Origin of the sequence: Chitinophaga eiseniae (assembly GCF_900167135.1) — a bacterium.
Lineage (GTDB): Bacteria > Bacteroidota > Bacteroidia > Chitinophagales > Chitinophagaceae > Chitinophaga > Chitinophaga eiseniae.
In genome coordinates, this window is the sequence record NZ_FUWZ01000001.1 from 182,131 (window position 1) to 202,706 (window position 20,576).

A 20,576-nucleotide genomic window follows, 5' to 3' on the forward strand; every position below is an offset into this window, starting at 1 on the left:
TTGAGTGGTATTTATCGTGGATTTAATTCCAGTCCGGACAGCTGTGCTTCCTGCGGTATCTGTACCATGCGGCGCGGGTCGTTGGCGCCCAGTGTCATTTTCGTTTTACCGTCGAAGGAGGCGTGTAACACCGGTATTTTATGGCGGAGGATATCGAACCAGCGGAGGCCTTCCAGGATAAACTCTATGCGTTTAAAGTGCAGGATGGTTTTGATGATGGCATCGCGGGTGTCTACGGTGCCATAGTAGTTCCTGACTTTATCGATGGTGAGATTGTGGTTGGCCGGGTTGTAGCGGCTGATACGCTGACTGAGGAAATCGTTGATATCGGCCAGCGCTTCATTGAAATTCCCCAGCTGGGTATTGGCTTCTGCCCTGTTGAACAGTACTTCTTCTGCCGTCAGCAGCGGTATCATATCCCAACCGTTACCGATATTGGCATTCTGGTCTACCCGGATAAACAGTTCATAGAACTTGGGGATGAAGTAGTCTTCCGGCCGTTGGTAATATACGGCATAAGTCATCCTGGCGCCGGTAGGATTGTCCAGGCCGTTGATCATGCCGCCGAGAACGGGGTCGCAACCGTAGCGGTTGGTCCTCAGCGTTCTGGCCCACCATGACTGTGTTTCGGCGAGCAGCAGGTTGGCTTTCTGTGTGGCGCGGGTATATTCTTTCCGCAGCACCAGTTCTTCCATGTTGCTATAGGTAGTGTTTACCGGGCGCAGGTAGGGCAGGGCCCTGCCGGCGGGGAAAGTGAGATTGGCATGTTCCACCACTCTGGCGTAGTTCTTTTTGAACAGGTAGAAACGGCTGGCGAAAGCGTGCGCAGCGGTTGTGGTGAAGTGATAAGACGGTGCGTTGGCGTAGGAGTTGTCGTTGATCAGCGGCAATCCTTCGGTGAGATCTTTTTCGATCTGTTCGTATACGTATGCTACTGTTTTTCTTTCATATTTCGCCACGACGACGTTTTCCGGTTTGGTCACGTAGGGAATACCGGGATCTTTGGCCGCGGTGGCCGGATCGTAGGATTTGGAGAAGATGGTGACCAGCATAAAATGTGCGTATGCACGGCAGAGCAGGGCCTCGCCTTTGGAGGCGCTGTAGGCGGCTTTGTCGGAGGCTTTTTCTATCACTTCCAGCGCCTGGTTGGCAGCGGCGATGGCGGCATAAGCATTTTGCCAGTAGTAGTCGGGCGTGTCCTGTTCTCTGTCGGAAGATACCTCCCAGAACCAGGGCTGGCGGTTGACGCGGGTATTGTCGTCGGTGCCTTTGTCGTTGGCGTTGTCCGACATGGCTTCGAGGAACGGAATATAGTTGGCCCGGGGATAGGCGGAGGTGAGGAGTTCGGCCACCTTGGCGGGCGTGTTAACTTCTGTACGCTGATCGGGCAGTTGTTCCAGGTATTTTTTACAGCCTGGCGCAACGGTCATGATCGCTAACGCTGATATATATACGAGATTTCTTTTCATATCCAAAACTTTTCATTCAGGTTAAAAACCAACTTTGACAGACAGGGTGTATTGTTTGGGGACGGGTAGTGCTACGCCGCCGGACTGGAAGAACTCAGGGTCCTGACCTTTCAGTTTGGGATCGGCATAGATCAGCCAGGGGTTGTTGGCCACCAGGCTCAGGGAGGCATTGTTGAGGCCGATCGCGGAGGTATATCTCAGCGGCAGGTTGTAACTCAGCGATACCTGTTTGAGGCGGATGAAACCTCCGTCAGCAACACGTGTAGAAGAATAGTTATAGGTATAATAGGGTGTTGTGCCGCTTAGCCTGTTGATTACCCGTAGGTCTGACAGTGCCGGGATATCTGTTTTCTTTTCATCACCGGTCATCATCCAGCGGTCGAGGAACTCTTTCGGCATGGCGGTGAGATCGGTGTACCGTTGCTGGAAGGCCGGGTTGAGACGGATCACGTTTCCGGCGCTGAAGGTAAACAGGGCGGAGAAGCTGAAGTCTTTGAAGCGTACGGAGTTGTAGAGGCCGCCGGTTACTTTCGGATCAATGGGTCCGTTGTACTTCAGGAAGTTGATGGCATCGCTCTGGAGGTTGACTTCATTTACTTTCTCTCCTTTTTCATTGACGAATACGGGGGTGCCATCGAGGGAGGACAGTTCCTGCAGGTCAATTGAGTAGAGGCCCCGGTATGGGCTTCCCAGCATAGGGCCGCCATCGGGTCCGATGAGGTCCCAGATATTGGGATTGGTTTTCAGGTTTGTGATTTCGTTTTCGTTATAGGCGGCGGTGAGTTGTGTTTTCCACTGCCAGTTTTTTTGCCGGATGATAGTGCCGCCTACGGTCAGTTCCACCCCGTGGGATTTCATGTCGGCATAGTTGGCGTTTTTGATGAACTGTCCGCCGATACCGGAGGTGCGGATAGGGCTGATCAGGTCGAAGCCGTTACGTTTATAGCCGTCGATGGTGATGGTGAGGCGGTCTTTAAACATACCGAGGTCGATGCCTACGTTGGTTTCGTATTGTTTTTCCCAGGTGAGCTCTGAGTTTTCGAGGTCAGTGATATTGATCACGGATTCGATTTCAGGCAGGTAGGGGCGGTATGTTTTGCCACTGCGGGTGATCAGGCTGGAGTTGGTGGCTTTGCCCTGCAGGCTGGCGGTGAGGCCATAGGTAGCGCGAAGGGTGAGGCGGTTGATGTTTTGTGCCTGTTTCATAAAATCTTCTGTGTCCACGTTCCAGGACCCGCTGATGTTCCAGGTGGGCAGCCAGCGGGCATTGCGGGATTTGCCGAGCAGGTTGGAGCCGTCGTAGCGGATGGTACCGTTGAGGTTGTATTTGCCTTTATAGGAATACGCGCCATTGGCCATATAGGCGAGGAAGCGGTCGTAGTAGTTCTGCATGCCATAGAAATCGAAGCCGCTTTCTACCGCCTGTTTGATGATGCGCGGATCTACATAGGGCACGCCGCCTTTGTCGAACTGGTAGCCGTAACCGTTGGAGAATTTGTTCTGGCGGTTGGCATATCTTAATTCCTGTGAGGCATAGGCCACGAAGATGTGGGTGTTATTATAGGTTTTATTCCACTCGAGCGCGTTGCGGATGTTGTAGCTGACCAGGTAGTCATCGTTGGTGTTGTAGAAGCCGCCATAGGGCAGTATTACTTCCGGGTACGCTTCCGGATCGTCCGGGTTGCGGTAGAGGAATTTGTTGTTTTCTATAACGGTGGCGTTGTCAGCAGCGCGATAAGCCATCGCCATGTTGGAGTTCTCTCTCACTTTATGTTCCCGGTTGGTTTTGGCATAACGCAGGGCGCCGAGGAAAGAGTACTTCAGGGTGGGGGTGATTTTGTAGCCGGCTTCACCCTGCAGTTTGATATCTACCATGGTGAGGTCGAGCGTATTGTTGTTCAGTTCATTGATGATATTGAACGGAGCATAGTTGCGCCGGAAGAATTCCAGGTTGCCTTGTTCGTCGTAGGCGGTGAGGGTGCGGCTGGTATTGAGGGCGTAGCTGAAGGGGTTGATATCGAAGTCACGGTCAAACTTTCCTTCCACGGGGTTGCTGACCCTTCCGATGCTGCCGGGTGCGCGTTGGTCCCTGATAGAACCCTGGGTGATGAGGCCTACGTTGAGCCGTGGCGTGATATTGAAGTTGGCGCGGGCGTTGCCGGTGAAGCGTTTTACGCGGTCGCCGATGGTCCAGCCGTTATCATTGAGGAAGCTGGTGGAGAAGTAGAGTTGTGATTTTTCCGTGCCGGAGGAGATACTGAGGGAGTGCTCCTGCAGGAGGGAGTTGCGGAACAATACATCGAACCAGTCGGTATTGGTCAGTGCATATCTTTTGAGGAATTCATTCCTGGATTTCTCGTCATTGTAAACTGTTCTGTTGTTGATGTTTTCCGCCAGTTTGGTGAATACGCCGCCATCCTGTCTGGTGGCCAGATCGCCGTACTGGAGGAAGCCCCGGCTTTCCATGGATTTGTAGACAGACATCTGGTCGGCCGAGTTCATGATATTAAAATCCTTGTACGTTGGTTTGATATAGGTAGAGAAATTACCGGTATAGGAGATGAGGGGTTTGCCTACGCGGCCTTTTTTGGTGGTGATGACTACCACGCCGTTCATAGCGCGGGCGCCATACATGGCGGTAGCGGCGGCATCTTTAAGGATCTGGAAGCTTTCGATGTCGTCGGGGTTGAGGCCGGCCACGGAAGATCCCAGCAGGGTGGTAGGGTCGCCGGTGGAGAGTTGTTCGTTGGAGACGTTTACCACATCTTCGAGTACGATGCCATCTACTACCCAGAGCGGTTTGTTGTCGCCGGTGATGGAGGTAGCGCCGCGGACGCGGATTTTGGGAGCGGCGCCGAAGGTGCCGGACACGTTTTGGATGGAAACGCCGGCTACGCGGCCTTCCAGCATGCGGCTGACGTCAGTGATACCGTCGCGTTTCACGTCGTTGGCTTTGAGGGTGGCAGCCGAACCGGTGAAGAGTTTACGGTCGATGGTCTGATAACCGGTCACGACCACCTGGTTAAGATTCGTCACATTTTCTTCCAGCGTAACGATGATCGGTTTATCGGCGGTAGCTTTCACTTCCTGCGTTTTGAACCCTACCATGCTGATAACGAGGATGGCGCCGGGTTTTACGCGAATGGTGAATTCCCCTTTGCCGTCGGTAGCGATACCGTTGCCGGTGCCTTTTTCCACGATGCTGATGCCGGGCACAAAGGAAGCATCACCGTTTTCTGCGCGGGTACCGGCGCGTCCTTTCACGGTGATGACTTCCTGTTGTGGCACAGCTTTTTCGGCGGGGCGTGTGAGCACGATTTTGTCGCCGATCACCTTGTAGGCTATGCCTTTGCTCTCTAGCAGATTAAGCGCCTGCTGCATCGATACTTTATCGGGATCCAGTTCCACGTTCATATTCTTGTTGATGACCGCGGCATCATACACAAATACGACGTTGTATTTTTTCTCCATCCTTCCGAGGATGACTTCCAGTTTCTCTCTGTTTTGCTCATTGGTAAGCGGGGCGGCCTGGTTTTCCAGGCATGCCACTGTCAATAGGGCCAGGAGTAGCTTCGATTTTGGTCGCTTTTTTTTGTAAAGGATTTCAAACATCGTGTATAATTATTATAGGTTAAACGGGTCCGGAGCAGGACATGGCCCATAGGCCCCCGATGGGAGCGGTACATAGCCTGCAGTCATGTTAGTTGCATTTCCGGGTTGGCAGAAATTGCGATGATGATTTCAGTTGACACATTGGGTTGCTAAACAACGGAGAAAGGCCTGATGCGGCAGTTGTTACCTGCCGGTGATCGTAATTTCCCGGTTGCGGTGCACTACCGTGATAGGGTAGGTAGCTTGCAGCACCTCCAATACTTCTTCCAGCTTATTGTTTTTAAACGTTGCATTCAGTTTTTTCACAGGGATTTTACCCTGGAGGTTGATCTTTACCTGATAGAGTGCTTCTACTTTTTTGCATACTTCGGACAGTGGTGCATCCACGAAGACGAGTTCATGGGTGATCCAGGCGTCGGCATTGCTGTTGATGGCATTAAATTGTTCCACGTCGCCGGTGGCCGGGTCAAACCGGATGCCTTCGCCGGCTGACAGGATGGTTTCTGTGGCGTTGGTATGTCCGGAGGCAAATTTTATTTTGCCTGTTTTGACGGTAACGCCTATGCGCTGTTCTTCCATCCGGATATTAAAAGCGGTGCCCAGTACGGTGATACTGGAGCGGCCGATTTTCACGATGAAAGGAGTGGCGGTTTGGCTGGCCACATTAAAGAAGGCGGTGCCTTGTTCCATAATGACCGTTCTGTTTTTTCGCATGCTCTCCGGATAGCGTATCCGGCTGTTTGTATCGAGATAGATGCGTGACTGGTCGGGCAGTAGCAGGGAGTCGATGGCGGCCAGTGTTGCTTTCTCCCTGTAGGAGATGGTGCCGGCGCTGTGGTAGAGCCACCATGAGGCGGCGGCCATGACAGGGATGGCGATGGCGGCTACGCGGAACCAGCGGTAGCGGCGTGCAGGTAGTTGGTGAATGATTTCTTCTTCCGGCAGGGCGTCCTGGAGGCGGGCAATGGCGGCGGCGGTGTCCAGCTGTTCCAGTATTTTCAGGTCTGGTGACAGTTGCCATAGTTGTTGTACCTGCAGGAAGGCGGCTTCGTTCTCCGGGGAAGCGGCGGTCCATTGCCGCACTTCCTGCTCAAGAGCAGTATCCTGCGGATTGTTCAGGTATTTTACCAGTTGGAGCCAGTTAATTGTTTCTTTTTCCATTGGACAGCGGCCTTTGTGTATTGTTACAATTCACGAAGGGCGATACCCCCAGTGGCGAAGTAAAAATTTTTACATTATTTTTTGTTTAATATGTTTGAGTGGTAAAAAGGAGGGTTTAGCGCTGTATCAGCAGTTCACCTGCGAGGGAGAGGAATAGTGGCAGCATGCGGAGATGGGCGGTATAATCGCGGGAATTGTCCTGGCGGTAAAAGAGATTTTCGCGGAGGGTTTTGAGGGCGTGGAGGATGTGGTTTTCCACTGTTTTTTCGGAGATCTGCAGCTGTGCGGCTATCTCCCGGTATTTAAGGCCATCGAAGCGGCTCATCTTAAATACTTTCGCACATTGTTTCGGTAGTTTTTCTATTTCCTGGTAGATACGCAGTTTCAGTTCCTGTTCTTCCTGCAGGTTATGCAGGTAGCTGTCTGTCAGTGATTCGGCGATAACGGAGTGGTGGCGCGCAATATTCTTCTCCCGCTTCAGATAGTTAAGCGCATGGTTGATAACCGCCTTGTACAGGTAGGCGCGGAGGGCACCGTTCTCATCCAGCAGTGCAGGATTTTCCCATATTCTGATGAACACTTCCTGTACCAGTTCCTGTGCGATGCCTGCGTCTTTGCAGTAGCGGTAAGCCGCCATCACCAGTTCCCGGAAGTGACGCTCATATACATAGGTAAAGGCCTGCCTGTTTTTTGCATGAATTTCCCTGATCAATGCAGCCTCGCTCAATTGGGCAATATCGCTGGTTCTCACCATTAGTTTTCCTACTCTTTTCCAGGTATCAGGGTATAAGGTATAAAAAAAAATACGAATTAGGCGAATGTGCAAGAAAGAAATAGGATAGCAGTGGGCGGAAGATGGCTGATTTTTATGGGTTATTTCGTTTTTTCCTGATCTTTTGGCAGATCGCGGGTAATTTATCATCAACCAGTTGCCGGCGATAAAAAAAATTGCAAAAACGTTTTAGTTATCTGGAAATAGTTATATTTTTATGTTCGGAGCTGCTGTGAAAAAGCCAAAAAAGTACGTGGATAATAAAGTCAGCTCAGGTCTAAATCTAAAAAAATTATTCACTTGTAATGGTAGCACTGTAATGAAAATCTAGTAGCAGGTTGGAGTACTAAATCGATTCAGCTCCACCGCATTTCACGTTAGGGTTGTAAACCATATTTTTTTGATTCGGGTAACTGCCTCGTCTGGCAGTGCAAACAGGTATTTATCACATTATTAAACCAATTGTTTTTTGCACATCAGGGGAATGATCGATCATTAAACAAAATCGTTTTAGCACGAAATCAAAAGGCATTTGAAAATTCCACCATGGTACCACGTTCAATGCTGTTACTTTCCGGAAAGCGGGGGGAGCAGGTAATGTCAACGCTCCTATGACCGCTATCGAACGGCTTTTTCCGTGCACATTTTCCAGGTATCAGGGGTCGTGAAATACAATACCCCTGTGGCAGCATCCACCAGTACGGAAGATTGTCTGCAGGCGTCAGAAGGAATCTCTCCTTCATGACAGCACTGATCAACCAGCCCGGGCGTTGTATCGGGAAGACGCATAACTTTCTTGTATCTGGTCAACAGTCCGCCGAACCTGCGTTTTGGGATTGTTATCCGGTTGTCTGCAACCTGTGTCATACCGGCAGCGACTGCCGCCTGCCTTTTATTGTTTTCAAAAACTGTTTCCTTTCCAAAAATGATCCGGAAAGGTTATCAGACTTCTTTTGCAAAATCGTTTTAGCATAAACTCATCAGCATTGAACCTTTATTAACCAAAAAACAAACATGTATGAAGAAAAAACTGACCTTCCTGGTACGGACCAGCTTGCAGAGCGGCATCCTGCTACTGCTGTCGCTGCTGGCCTTCTCCCAGGAGAAGAAGATCACCGGTAAGGTGTTTGATGCACGGGACAACACGCCGCTTCCGGGCGTGACAGTACAGGTAAAAGGCACCAGCACCGGCACCCAGTCCGGTCCCGACGGTAGCTACTCCCTCACCGTACCCGGCAATAACAGTACGCTCATATTTACCTTCGTTGGCTATACTCCCACTGAAAAACTGGTGGGCAACGGCACCACCCTGAACGTAGCACTGGCTACCGACGTAAAATCACTGCAAGACGTGGTGGTGATCGGTTACGGCACACAGAAAAGATCGGACGTAACCGGGGCAGTAGCCTCCGTGAGAGCCGGCGCCCTGCAGGAACGCCCGGCGCCTTCGGTTAACCAGGCCCTCAGCGGCCGTATGCCCGGCGTACAGGTAAGCACCAACTCCGGCCGCCCCGGTGGCCAGACAAGGGTGCGTATCCGTGGCTTCAGCTCTATCAACACCACCAGCAACCCGCTGTATGTGGTAGACGGAGTAGCGCTGCCCATGGGTAACCAAACCCAGAACTCCAACGCGATTGACTATATCAATCCGAATGACATCGAATCTATCGAAGTACTGAAAGACGCATCTTCCACTGCGATCTACGGTGCAAGAGGCGCCAACGGCGTAGTACTGGTCACCACCAAAAAAGGTTCCGCCACCGGTGGCCGCGTTACATACGATAACTACTTCGGCCTCAACACACCCGCCCCGAACCGCGTGAAAATGCTCAATGCTAAAGAATACCTCGACCTGGAAATGCTGGGATGGCAGAACGCACAGATCTACGATAAAGCCGGCTGGGACAATGGCAACTATGCAGCCAGCAACCCTGCCTTAAAAAGAAAAGATTCCCGCTTCTTCGATAAAGACGGTAATCCGCTCTATGATACCGACTGGTTCAAAGAATCTATCCAGCATAAACTCACCCAGAACCATCAGCTGGGCTTCTCCGGCGGCAACCCCGATACCCAGTACGGCCTCTATCTCGGTTACCTCGATGACAACGGCCTGCTGCTGAATTCTTACCTGAAACGTTATTCTGCCCGCTTCACCATCGACACAAAAATCAAAGAATGGCTGAAAGTAGGGGGCTCACTGAGCTATAATAACCAGGAGGAAAACCTGGTAGACATCGGTACCGGCGGCCTCAACTCCGTACGTATGATCACCGAAGCGTTGCCCTTCCTGCCCCTGAAACTGGCAGACGGCACCTGGACCAACAACAAAATGTATCCCGGCGCAGAAGGCGGTTCCAACCCGGTACAGATCCTGACAGACAGGAAGTATATCCTGAACACGCAGACGACCCTCGGTAACGCCTACGCCAACCTCACCCTGGCGAAAGGCCTCGAGCTGCGCAGCACCCTCGGTGCCAACATCGTCACCCGTGGCCGTAACGAATGGAATGGCCGCTCCCTGCTGGATATTTCCGCTTCTCAGAAAGGTATCGCCATTGTTGCCAATGACCGTGAATCCTTCTGGTCTTTTGAAAACTACCTGACCTATAATAAACGTTTTGGTACTGACCACTCCTTTACCGGCATGGTTGGTATGGGCGCTTCTGAAAACAACTATTTCACCATCAATGCAAGGGGCGAAAACTATTCCACGGATTATTTTGAGAACAACAACCTCGGCGCAGGATCTGTGATCCCCGCCAGCGGCGTAGGTTCTAACCGTACCCGGTTTTCATTCTTCTCCTACTTCACCAGGTTGAACTACGCCTACAAAGAACGCTACCTGCTGACGCTTACCGCGCGCAGAGACGGATCTTCCCGCTTCGGTCCTTCCAACAAATACGCCACTTTCCCCTCCGCCGCACTGGCCTGGAGAGTGTCTGAAGAACCGTGGCTGAAAGGCAACCACCTCCTGTCCAACCTGAAACTGCGTACCAGCTACGGCGTAACCGGCAACTCCGAAATTCCGCCGTACCAGTCACTCGCCACCCTCGCCGCCAACAGCACCTACGCTGCCGTGATCAACGGCGCTAAAGTACAGGGCATCGGTACCAACAGGCTCGCCAACCCCGACCTGAAATGGGAAAAGACAGCACAGGCCGACTTCGGCGCGGAAATAGGACTGTTTAACAACCGGATCAACCTCGAAGCAGACATATACTACCGTAAAACAACAGACATGTTGCTCGATGCGCCGGTACCTTCCACCAGCGGCTACACCACTATCCGCAAAAACATCGGCTCCATGGAGAACAAAGGCCTGGAACTGGCGCTGAACGCACTGGTGATCAACGGTAAAGACTTCACCTGGAACACCATCTTCAATATCTCCTTCAACCGTAATAAAATCCTGTCCCTCGCCACGCCGGCAGATATCTTCGGTGTGGGCGGCCCCAACTTCACCAACCAGACCAATATCCTGCGTATAGGTGAACCCGTTGGTTCCTTCTGGGGACTGGTGCGTGAAGGTACCTGGAGCGAAGCGGAAAGAGCAGAAGCCGCTAAATTCCAGAGCTATCGCGGCGGTGGCACCATGCTGCCCGGCGATATCAAATACCGCGACGTGAACGGCGATCACATCATCAATGATGCCGACCGTATGATCATTGGTAACGGTAACCCGAAAGGATGGGGCGGTTTTATCAACAGCTTCAAATATAAAAACTTCGACCTCACCCTGGAACTGCAGTACTCCTACGGCGCCGACGTGCTGAACATGGCCCACCACTCCGGTGAAGACCGTATCAGCATCGCCAACAGCTTCCGCTCCGTACTGGACTACTGGACACCACAGCATCAGAACACTCCGATCGCTGCGCCCCGTCCGGTAGCCGCGGGTTATGTGACCAACGTAGACACCCGCTGGGTAGAAGACGGTTCTTTCCTCCGTGGCAAAAACCTGCTGCTGGGATATACTTTCAAACCTGAAGCGCTGCAGAGAATACACCTGAGCCGCCTGCGTATCTGGGCTTCCGCACAAAACTTCTTCGTTTGGACGAAATACAGCGGCAACGATCCGGAAGTAAGCACCTATGGCGACTCTTTCGCACAGGGACAGACGTTCTTCGACTATCCCAAACCTACTACTTATCAACTGGGGTTAAACGTGGCGTTCTAATTTGTTCAGTATTCAAAAAGACTTTATCATGAAGAGAAATATCATTCGTAAAACGATACAGCTGGCGCTCTGCGGCGCTATGCTGATAGGTGCGGGCAGCGGTTGTAAAAAGTTCCTCGAAGAAACGGACCCTTCCAACCTCAGCCCGGACAGCTACTTTACTTTACCTGAACATGCGGACGCGGCTATCTTTGCAGCCTATGCCCGTTTACGTTTCGTGGGAGAAGGCGCCGGCATCTTCACCAATAACTACGCGTTCCTCGATGCAGCTACAGGCACCGTCATCACCAAAACCGCCCAGAACTCCGATCTGAACAACCTCCTGGGGCTGGTGTATGATGGCGACAACCTCCAGATCGGTAACTGGTGGAAAGGTATCTACCGCGAAATTGCCCAGGCAAACCTCGTGCTGGACAATGTGCCGAAGATCAACCCCATGGACGAAGCAGCACGCAAAAAAGTAATGGGCGAAGCTTACTTCCTTCGCGCCTGGTCTTATTTCTATGCAGTAAGATTGTGGGGTGATGTGCCTTTGGTCTTAAAATCACAGACACCCGCCTCAACGGACTTTGCTCCCAGCCGCACCAGCACGGAAGAGGTGTATAAAGCCATCGTGGACGACCTCCAAAAAGCGGAAGCTGCCGGCCTCCCCTGGAAAGACAACACCGGCCGCGCCAGCACGGCAGCTATTAAAGCCCTGCTGGCCAAAGTATACCTGACCATGGCCGGTTTCCCGCTCAGCAAAGGTCAGGCGTACTATAAACTGGCTGCCGACAAAGCGAAGGAGGTGATTGACTATGCCAACGCGAACCCTTCTGAAATCGGCTTGTTCACCAGCTACAACGACCTGCACAGCGTAGGCTCCAACAACAAGCTGGAGCTGTTGTTCCAGGTGCAATACCTGAGCGGTGTGGCAGAAAACCCGGTGCAAACGACGATGCTGCCGAACAACGCGCAGCCGGATATTTCCGCGAAAGGCAGCGGCCAGGGAACCTACGTGCCGTCGCTCTCTTTCTATAATTCCTATAAGAAGTTTGAACCGACAGACAAACGCCCTGATCAGCAACAGTTCTTCTACAATTATTACTTCTTCAAAGGCAACGGCGATACCATCAAACTGGGTACGCCATATATCTACAAGTTCTTTGATGCCATCTGCCACGGCGCTCCCGGCAAGCCCGGTACCGGTATCAGTAACCTGAACCTGACGCTGATACGTTATGCAGAAGTACTGCTGACATACGCAGAAGCACAGAACCGCGCAGATGGATCTGCTAACGCTATGGCCTATACGGCATTGAATGCTGTCCGTGTTCGTGCCGGTCTGCCTGCAAAAGCCGGTCTGGGCCAGGCTGAATTTGAACAAACCGTATGGCGCGAACGCTGGCACGAGCTCTGCTACGAGGGCGTAGTTTGGTTTGATATGGTGCGCCTGCGTAAAGTATACAACGAAGACACAAATGGTTTCGATGATTTCATTGGTCACGTCAACAAAGCCAACAACGCTACACTGGCTAAAAAACACCTGTTGTATCCGTTGCCTGTATTTGAGATGAAGAACAACCCGAACCTGAAACCACAGAACGAAGGATACTAGTCAATTTTGGATTTTCGGATTTTCGGATTTTTGATTTTTTGATTTTTTTGCGGATGATTACACGGAAGACCGGAGCGCTTAAAACCGCTTCGGTCTTCGCTTTTTACCGAAGTATGAAATCCGAAAATCAAAAAATCCTCAAATTTTTTCCAGGGTGAAGTTCACAGCGGTGGTCAGTCTTTTCATGGCAATAGCCAGCTGGTTTTCCACTGTTTTAACGGAGAGGTTCAATACGGTAGCTACCTCTTTATAACGCAGCCCGTATTGTTTTACGAGGATGTACACCATTTTACATTTAGGGGGAAGCTGTTCGATGGTATGTTCCATTTTGCGGATCATTTCCGCGGAGATCATCAGTTGTTCGGGGTCGCTGTCAAAAGAGATTTCCAGTTTATCTTCTTCGGCAATGGCCACCTGCCGGGAAGCAGATTGTTTGCGCATATGATCAATGGCTTTGTTTTTGGCAACGACAAAGAGGTACACCTGCGGATTTTTTATGTCCGTCAGTGATTGCCTTTTTTGCCAGCAATGCATAAAAACATCGTTCGTGATTTCTTCCGCCACCTCTTTGGAACGGGTGAGCGAAAAGGAAAAACGCAGCAGTTTTATAAAAAAATGATTGTAGAAAGCTTTGAAGGCTGTCTGGTCATTGTTCGCTGTGATGTTTTTGAATAGTTCATTGATAATACACTGATCCATCCCTTTTTAAGCCACTGATATTGGTTGCAATAATAGATAACGCAGATTACGCTAAAGTTAACAAAATAATTTATCCGGTAATTTTTTTTTGCGTTGATGCTTTTTTGGCGAAAACCGATGGTATCTGCGCTCGTATTATCCGGCGGCCGGAGAAACGAACATATCGATGACGCTGCCATGGGGGTAGTCGCGGTGGATCATATTCGGTAGCTCATCCAGCTGATACAGCCATCCAAAAAGGCAGGGTGATGGTTTCGTAATGAGCAGCGATCTGCCGGGCGGTCGCCGCCGGCAGCGTGGTGGCGCCAAGGTTGTTTGCCAGCCAGGGGAGACCAAAAACGGATATTTCAAGGACAAGGATATACCTGTACAGTTTGTTCTCCATAAGAGACGGGTTAACCTTTACAAATATATTATTAAAAAAATTATCCGGTTGATCTCAAAAAAATGTTAAAAACGCTTTGGGGGTTTTTATTTTTCTTTTCGACCTTATGGTAAACAGGGAATAAAAAATAAATGATCGAGCGTAACCGGATAAATACTTTGATGGCCAGGAAGATATCCGGCGAGGCCACCATGGAGGAATTGAAAGAGCTGGAAATACTGCTGATGCAGTTTCCGGAACTTCAATATGCCTTTACCATTGTGGAAGATATTCAGGCTGTCAACCCCGCCAACGGCTTTACGTCGGAGGAAGAAAGCCGGCTGGCCAGTGAAGGGCTGGACCGCATGAACCTGTTCCTGCAGCAGTCACAGGATACTGCCGTTGTCAGAAAAATGGCGCCGTGGAAAGTGATGGCTGGCGTGGCCGCCATGGTAGCGGTGCTGTTGAGCGTATGGGCCTTGTGGCCTGCATCGCCCGACAGGCAGGCTTTCCGCAATGAAGTAGTTACCAAAACCGGGTCCAAAACCAGCGTGGTACTGCCGGACGGTACCTCGGTAGTACTCAATGCCTGCAGCCGCCTGCAATACGACGCTACCCGCTTTCTCAACGGGGAAAGAGAAGTGGGCCTTACAGGAGAGGCTTATTTTGATGTAAAACATGATCCGGCACACCCGTTTATTATCCGGACGGGGGCCGTCAATATCCGGGTATTAGGGACTGTATTTAACGTAAAAGCCTATACAGAGGATGCCACGGTAGAAACCACACTGCTGAGCGGCAAAGTGGAAGTAAGCTTCCCTGAAAACGGCAACAACCAGAAAGTGGTACAGCTGCAGCCTGATCAGAAACTGGTCATCGCCAATCATAAAAACCAGCCGTTACAGCACCATAAAAAAGCCAACTTTAGCATTACACCAATAAAGAATATCAATACTGGTACGGCAGACAGTCCGGAAGCGGAGAAACCAACCACCGCCTGGATCAACGACCGGTTCGATTTTGATAACGTCACCTTTGAGCAGCTGTCGCACGATCTGGAGCGATGGTACAATGTAACACTGCGGTTTAAAAATGACCGCTACAAAAACGAAGTATTTACAGGCGCTTTCCGGAAACAGGGCATCGAAGATGTGTTGCAGGCACTGCAACTGATGTCAGGCTTTCACTACGAAGTGAACACAAAAGAAAATGTCATCTATATATGGTAAAAAACGTATCAGGAAATTAAGATGCCGGGTGCGGCATCAGCTATGACATAGTTATCAGATAATATTTTTTTGCAGGCAGCAAAAAAGGGAAATGCGGCAACATTCCCCTTTTAAAAATGCTGGCTAAACAATTTAAACCGATTCGAAAGAATCCGGTAATGGCTAATTCTTTAACCTAACGAAACAAATTTATGAAAAAAAGCTTTTGGTGGCCTTCTGATATTCCCCGGCGGAATATGAGGAAACTGTTAATGCGTATGAAACTAACCTCCGTATTGCTCTGTGCAGGGTTTTTACAGCTTAGCGCACATGGTTTTTCCCAGGAGCGGCTTACTGTTAATTATAACAATATTAACATTGGAAAGCTCCTGAATGTGATCGGGCAGAAAAGCGACTACACTTTTGTGTATAAAAATGCCAGCATCCCCGACCGGAAGATCTCTATTGCCATGAAAGATGCTCCCGTGCGGGACATCCTGGACAAGGCACTGGAAGGTACCTCGCTGGGATATAAGATCATGAAAGACAATCTGATCGTGATCCTGGAAGCCGGTGAAACGGTGCAAAACGTTCCCATCAAAGGCCGTATCACTGACGAAGCGGGCAACCCGCTGATAGGGGTGACCGTACTGGTAAAAGGTACTACCTCCGGTGCTAAAACAGACGCCGAAGGCCGGTTTAAGATGGAAGTCCCCGAAAATGCCATTATCGAATTCTCGTATGTAGGGTACGAGCCGCAACAAATGAAAGCCCATAACGGCGCTTCCTTCAATATAGCCCTGAAAGCCAATTCCAGCGGCCTGAACGAGGTGGTGGTGGTAGGTTATGGCAAACAGAAAAGAGTGAACCTCAGCGGCGCGGTAGACGCCATTTCCGGCAAGGAACTGGAGAGCCGTCCTATCGCCAATATCAATAACGGTTTACAGGGCCTGCTGCCTAACCTGAATATCACCAACGATAACGGTCGCGTATCTTCCGCTTCCAAATTCAATATCCGCGGTGTAACCTCCATCAACGGCGGCGATCCGTTTATCCTGGTGGATAACATCCCCTTCACCAGCGAGGAGGTGTCCCGCCTTAACCCTGCCGACGTGGAAAGCATCACCGTTCTGAAAGATGCTGCTTCCGCCGCTATCTATGGCGCCCGTGCCGCCTTCGGCGTAGTGCTTATTACCACCAAATCCGGTAAAGACGGCCGCCTCATCATCAACGCCAACACCAACTACGCAGTACGTACCCTCGGACTGGTACCTAAAATTGTGACCGATCCGCTGACCACCATGGAATACAAACACGATGCAGCCACCCCGCTGTACGATCTGTATCCCGCTGCTGAAAGGGCTTACGCACAAAGACTGAAAAACGATCCTTCCCTGCCTAACGTTATTGTCAACCCGACCGATAAAAACAAGTGGAGCTACTACGGTAGCACCGACTGGCTGCATGAGGTATACCAGAAATCAGCTCCCGCATACAACGCCAACGTCAGCATTTCCCGCGGCGATGAGAAACTGAACTACTATTTCTCTGCCGATTACTATTCACAGGATGGTATGCTGCGTTATAATCCGGACAAATACGATCGTTATAATCTGCGCGCCAAAGCCACCTACACGTTTAATGACCGTGTTAAAATAGGTAGCAACACCATGTACACCAATACCACGTACGCGCAGCCGTCCAGCACCATGGATTACCTGTTTTTCCACAACTCCAACCGTACGCCGGCACTCAGCGTGCCACGTAACCCGGACGGTACCTGGACTTCCGACGGTGCCGCCCTGCTGGGCAACCTGCAAAGCGGCGGCCGCTCCAAAGACACCTGGAGTGAGTTCATGACCACCCTCAACGCGGAAGTGGGCATCATCAAAGACATGTGGACCCTGAAAGGCGATGCGACCTTCCGCAGAGGCAACCAGACCGGTAACACCTACGTGCTGCCGGTAGCCTACCGCACCGGTCCGGACCAGCCGTTCCTGTATACCAACGGCAACAAATCATCTGCCTCCAATCTTAGCCAGGCCGTGAAGTATAACGTGTATAACATCTATACCGACTTCCATAAAACCTTCAACAAAAAACACTATGTAGGGGCGCTGCTTGGATTTAACCAGGAATATCATTTCTTTGATAAGTTCAACGTAAAAAGGCTGGACCTGATCAGCACCCAGTATCCTACTTCCCAGCTGGCCACCGGTAATATTACCCAGGCCCAGCAAATTGAAGACTGGGCTGTAAGAGGTATTTACTACCGCCTGAACTATATCTTCGATGATAAATATATTGTGGAAGTAAACGGCCGTAACGACGGCTCCTCCCGCTTCCGCACCGACCACCGCTGGGGCTTTTTCCCTTCCGGCTCCCTCGCCTGGGTGGTGTCTAAAGAAAATTTCTTCCGTGGTGTTAAAGACCGCTTAGGTATCGATGTGTTGAAACTCCGTGGCTCCTATGGTTCCCTGGGAGATCAGCAGTGGGACGCCTACGGTTATATGGAGCGGATGAAAACCAATAACATCAACTCCGTCCTCAACGGGCAAATACCAATCGGCGTATTCTCTCCGGCTCCGGTAACCGCTACCTATACCTGGCAGACGGTTAAGACGATCAACGGCGGTATCGACATTTCTGTGCTGAAAGAAAAATTATCGTTCAGCTATGACCGCTATGTACGCTATACCAACGGTATGTTCGCCAAAAGCCAGGAACTGCCGGCCGTTTTCGGTGCAGACGCTCCAAGGACCAACTCCGCTGACCTGAAAACCAAAGGGTGGGAAATGACCCTGTTCTGGCGCGATCAGTTTAAAATCGGCAGCGACGATTTCAGTTACGGCGTAAAACTCCTCCTGGCCGACAGCCGCTCTTTCATTACCCGTTACACCAACCCCACAGGTACCCTCGCCAACTATGACAACGGCGATATCACCAGGCGGAACTATTATAACGGTCAGGAAATCGGCGATATCTGGGGACTGGAAACAGAGGGTTTCTTCCAGAATGCAGAAGAACTGAAGTCACACCCGAACCAGGCGAAAGTAGGTTCAGACGACCAGCAGTACCTGTTCTACGTAGGCGACCTGAAATTCAGGGACCTCAACGGCGACGGTGTGATCGATTATGGTGACAACACCGTTTCCAACCCCGGCGATCGCAGGATCATCGGTAACAGCGCTCCCCGCCTGCCTTACAGCATCGATCTGACAGCTTCCTATAAAGGATTTGACTTCCGTGCGCTGATACAGGGTATCGGTAAAAGAGACTGGTATCCGGGCGCCGGCAACCACTACTTCTGGGGCGTATATGCGCAGCCGTGGACAAACGTACAAGTGCATAATATGGACAGATGGACACCGGAAACACCCAATGGCTACTTCCCCCGCCTGAAATCCTATATCGCGGAAGATGCTACCGAACTGGGTGCGCCACAGACAAGGTATCTGCAGAATGCAGCCTACACCCGTCTGAAGAACGTAACGCTGGGGTACACCCTGCCGAAGTCTCTCACCGGAAGAGCGAAGATCAACCGTTTACGCATCTACGTAGCGGCGGAAAACATCTTCACCATCTCCCACCTGAAAGCCAATATTGATCCGGAAGGCCTGGACGGGTCGGTATATCCTTACCAGAAAACGTATTCGTGCGGATTGAACCTGAACTTTTAATTAAAGCAAAAAAGTGCAACATGAAAAACAAGAGGCTTATTATACCATTCATTATATTGGGTTGTGCAGCGGTTTCCTGTAATAAGGATTTCCTGCAAAGAATGCCACAGACGGAGATTACACCGGATGCTTATTTTAAAACGCCGGGCGACCTGCAGACCTACGTAAATGGCTTGTACGACGATAACCTGTCTGCCCCTTATGAAGACAACAACTCAGACAACGTTTCCGGCAATACTGGCAGCGAAATAGATAAACTGATACACGGCACCCTGGATGCCACCACCGTAGGCGGCTGGGATAACTGGAGGCAGCTGCGTAATATCAACTACCTGCTGGACAATGTGCATAAAACACAGGGAGATGCCATAGAGATCAAACACTATACCGGTGTGGCGCGCTATTTCCGTGCCCGCTTTTATGCGAACATGATCGCCCGTTATTCCGATGTGCCTTTCTACGGCCATGTGATGAGCGACATCGATCCTGATATGTATAAAGGGCGGGACCCGCGGGCTAACGTAGCGGATTCGGTACTGGCCGACCTGCAGTTTGCCGTGGATAACATCAAAGCGGATAATAAGGACAACGGTACGCTGGTAAACAAATACACCGCACTGGCGCTGATGTCCCGCTATTGCCTGTTTGAAGGCACTTTCCGCCGCTATCATCCCGAACTGAAGCTGCAGGGTACTGCTGACGTATGGCTGAAAAAAGCGGCATGGGCTTCCGAGCAGATCATGGCCAGCAACCGCTATGATATCTATAATACCGGTAAAGGCGGCGCTGATTACCGCGCGCTGTTTGCCAGCACCACCCTGGCCAATAACAAAGAAGCGATCCAGTGGCGGGATTATCCGCAGAGCCTCGGCAAGGGTAACAATACTCACAGTGTATTGGGCTGGACATGGTCACTCAGCCAGAGCCTGGTGTACAGCTACCTGATGACCGATGGTACGCCATTCACCTCCCAGCCGGGTTATAACAAGATGGACTATACGACCACCTTTAAGAACCGCGATCCGCGCCTGGCGGAGACCGTGGCCTATCCCGGTTTCAGCACCACACAGGATAACAATCCCTATGTCGCTAAGCCGAACCTCGGTGGCTATGACCAGCTGAAATTCTATCCCCGTGATCCGAAACAGCGGCAGGGATGGGACGCTAACTACACAGCGTTGCCGGTATACCGTTATGCAGAGGTATTGCTGAACTACGCCGAAGCCAAAGCGGAGTTGCTGGAGCTGTCACAGGCAGACCTGGACAAATCCGTGAACCTGCTGCGCCGCCGCGTGCAGATGCCCGACCTGAGCATGGTGGCTGCTAACGGCAATCCTGACCAGGTGATGAGCAATCAATATAACGTAACCAGCGCCAACAAGGGTGTGATCCTGGAGATCCGCCGCGAGCGCAGGGTGGAGATGGCCTGCGAAGGACAACGGCTGAACGATATCAACCGCTGGGCTGCCGGCACCCGCCTCAAAGAGGCTCCTGCCGGCATGTATGTGGCCGGAATGGGCGGTATCGATATGACCGGCGACGGTGTGGCGGATATTGCTATCCTGCCGAATACGACCGACACCTCTTCCATCGCAGGGCTGCCTGCGGAGGTGAGAGCACGTCTGAGCCGTTTTTACCTGGTAGACAAAAACGGTGGTCAGAATATCTTCTACCTGGAGAATGGCACCAGCGGTCATATCCTGTTTGCCGCAGACCGCGCAGGACGTACCTTTACAGAGCCTAAGTTTTACTATCGCCCGATCCCTAAGCAGCAGCTGGTACTGAATAACAAGTTGCAGCAGATCATGGGCTGGTAATCACAGATCGTAAAACACGA

11 protein-coding genes are annotated in these 20,576 nt (G+C 51.2%); 5 read left to right on the forward strand and 6 right to left on the reverse strand.

Annotated elements, in window-relative coordinates; genetic code table 11:
- Positions 1–11: 11 nt before the first annotated feature.
- The 4 genes from B5D63_RS00695 to B5D63_RS00710 all read right to left on the reverse strand — a co-directional run bounded on the left by B5D63_RS00695 (position 12) and on the right by B5D63_RS00710 (position 6,996).
- Complete coding sequence (locus B5D63_RS00695) at positions 12–1,469, reverse strand: RagB/SusD family nutrient uptake outer membrane protein (RefSeq protein WP_078666870.1); 1,458 nt, start codon at positions 1,467–1,469, stop codon at positions 12–14.
- A 21-nt stretch (positions 1,470–1,490) separates the two neighbouring features.
- Complete coding sequence (locus tag B5D63_RS00700; protein ID WP_078666871.1) at positions 1,491–5,081, reverse strand: SusC/RagA family TonB-linked outer membrane protein; 3,591 nt, start codon at positions 5,079–5,081, stop codon at positions 1,491–1,493.
- Positions 5,082–5,264: 183 nt separating this feature from the next.
- On the reverse strand, positions 5,265–6,242 hold the full coding sequence (locus B5D63_RS00705; RefSeq protein WP_078666872.1) for a FecR family protein: 978 nt from the start codon (positions 6,240–6,242) through the stop codon (positions 5,265–5,267).
- A 115-nt stretch (positions 6,243–6,357) separates the two neighbouring features.
- The gene (locus tag B5D63_RS00710; RefSeq protein ID WP_159455842.1) at positions 6,358–6,996 is read right to left on the reverse strand and encodes an RNA polymerase sigma-70 factor; all 639 of its coding nucleotides are present in this window, start codon (positions 6,994–6,996) and stop codon (positions 6,358–6,360) included.
- A 1,036-nt stretch (positions 6,997–8,032) separates the two neighbouring features.
- Here B5D63_RS00710 and B5D63_RS00720 point away from each other — a divergent pair.
- Together B5D63_RS00720 and B5D63_RS00725 are read left to right on the forward strand one after the other, a co-directional pair.
- On the forward strand, positions 8,033–11,191 hold the full coding sequence (locus B5D63_RS00720; protein WP_078666875.1) for a SusC/RagA family TonB-linked outer membrane protein: 3,159 nt from the start codon (positions 8,033–8,035) through the stop codon (positions 11,189–11,191).
- 28 nt (positions 11,192–11,219) lie between these two features.
- On the forward strand, positions 11,220–12,788 hold the full coding sequence (locus tag B5D63_RS00725; RefSeq protein ID WP_078668483.1) for a RagB/SusD family nutrient uptake outer membrane protein: 1,569 nt from the start codon (positions 11,220–11,222) through the stop codon (positions 12,786–12,788).
- A gap of 138 nt (positions 12,789–12,926) precedes the next feature.
- Here the strand turns inward: B5D63_RS00725 and B5D63_RS00730 are convergent, their stop codons facing one another.
- A complete protein-coding gene (locus B5D63_RS00730; RefSeq protein WP_078666876.1) occupies positions 12,927–13,487 on the reverse strand; it encodes an RNA polymerase sigma-70 factor in 561 nt (186 codons plus the stop codon).
- 211 nt (positions 13,488–13,698) lie between these two features.
- Positions 13,699–13,872, reverse strand: a complete 174-nt coding sequence (locus B5D63_RS34880) for a hypothetical protein (RefSeq protein WP_159455843.1) — start codon at positions 13,870–13,872, stop codon at positions 13,699–13,701.
- Positions 13,873–14,033: 161 nt separating this feature from the next.
- Between B5D63_RS34880 and B5D63_RS00735 the strand changes: the two genes are divergently transcribed.
- From B5D63_RS00735 to B5D63_RS00745, 3 genes are all read left to right on the forward strand, one after another.
- A complete protein-coding gene (locus B5D63_RS00735; RefSeq protein WP_159455844.1) occupies positions 14,034–15,080 on the forward strand; it encodes a FecR family protein in 1,047 nt (348 codons plus the stop codon).
- 257 nt (positions 15,081–15,337) lie between these two features.
- The gene (locus B5D63_RS00740) at positions 15,338–18,739 is read left to right on the forward strand and encodes a SusC/RagA family TonB-linked outer membrane protein (protein WP_200816885.1); all 3,402 of its coding nucleotides are present in this window, start codon (positions 15,338–15,340) and stop codon (positions 18,737–18,739) included.
- A 20-nt stretch (positions 18,740–18,759) separates the two neighbouring features.
- A complete protein-coding gene (locus B5D63_RS00745) occupies positions 18,760–20,556 on the forward strand; it encodes a RagB/SusD family nutrient uptake outer membrane protein (RefSeq protein WP_078666878.1) in 1,797 nt (598 codons plus the stop codon).
- Positions 20,557–20,576: the final 20 nt, after the last annotated feature.

Coding starts and splice junctions, on each gene's coding strand:
- B5D63_RS00725 (WP_078668483.1), top strand. CDS start 11,220: ATGAAGAGAAATATCATTCGTAAAACGATACAGCTGGCGCTCTGCGGC.
- B5D63_RS00695 (WP_078666870.1), bottom strand. CDS start 1,469: ATGAAAAGAAATCTCGTATATATATCAGCGTTAGCGATCATGACCGTT.
- B5D63_RS00745 (WP_078666878.1), top strand. CDS start 18,760: ATGAAAAACAAGAGGCTTATTATACCATTCATTATATTGGGTTGTGCA.
- B5D63_RS00720 (WP_078666875.1), top strand. CDS start 8,033: ATGAAGAAAAAACTGACCTTCCTGGTACGGACCAGCTTGCAGAGCGGC.
- B5D63_RS00700 (WP_078666871.1), bottom strand. CDS start 5,081: ATGTTTGAAATCCTTTACAAAAAAAAGCGACCAAAATCGAAGCTACTC.
- B5D63_RS00710 (WP_159455842.1), bottom strand. CDS start 6,996: ATGGTGAGAACCAGCGATATTGCCCAATTGAGCGAGGCTGCATTGATC.
- B5D63_RS00730 (WP_078666876.1), bottom strand. CDS start 13,487: ATGGATCAGTGTATTATCAATGAACTATTCAAAAACATCACAGCGAAC.
- B5D63_RS34880 (WP_159455843.1), bottom strand. CDS start 13,872: ATGGAGAACAAACTGTACAGGTATATCCTTGTCCTTGAAATATCCGTT.
- B5D63_RS00735 (WP_159455844.1), top strand. CDS start 14,034: ATGGCCAGGAAGATATCCGGCGAGGCCACCATGGAGGAATTGAAAGAG.
- B5D63_RS00705 (WP_078666872.1), bottom strand. CDS start 6,242: ATGGAAAAAGAAACAATTAACTGGCTCCAACTGGTAAAATACCTGAAC.
- B5D63_RS00740 (WP_200816885.1), top strand. CDS start 15,338: ATGAAACTAACCTCCGTATTGCTCTGTGCAGGGTTTTTACAGCTTAGC.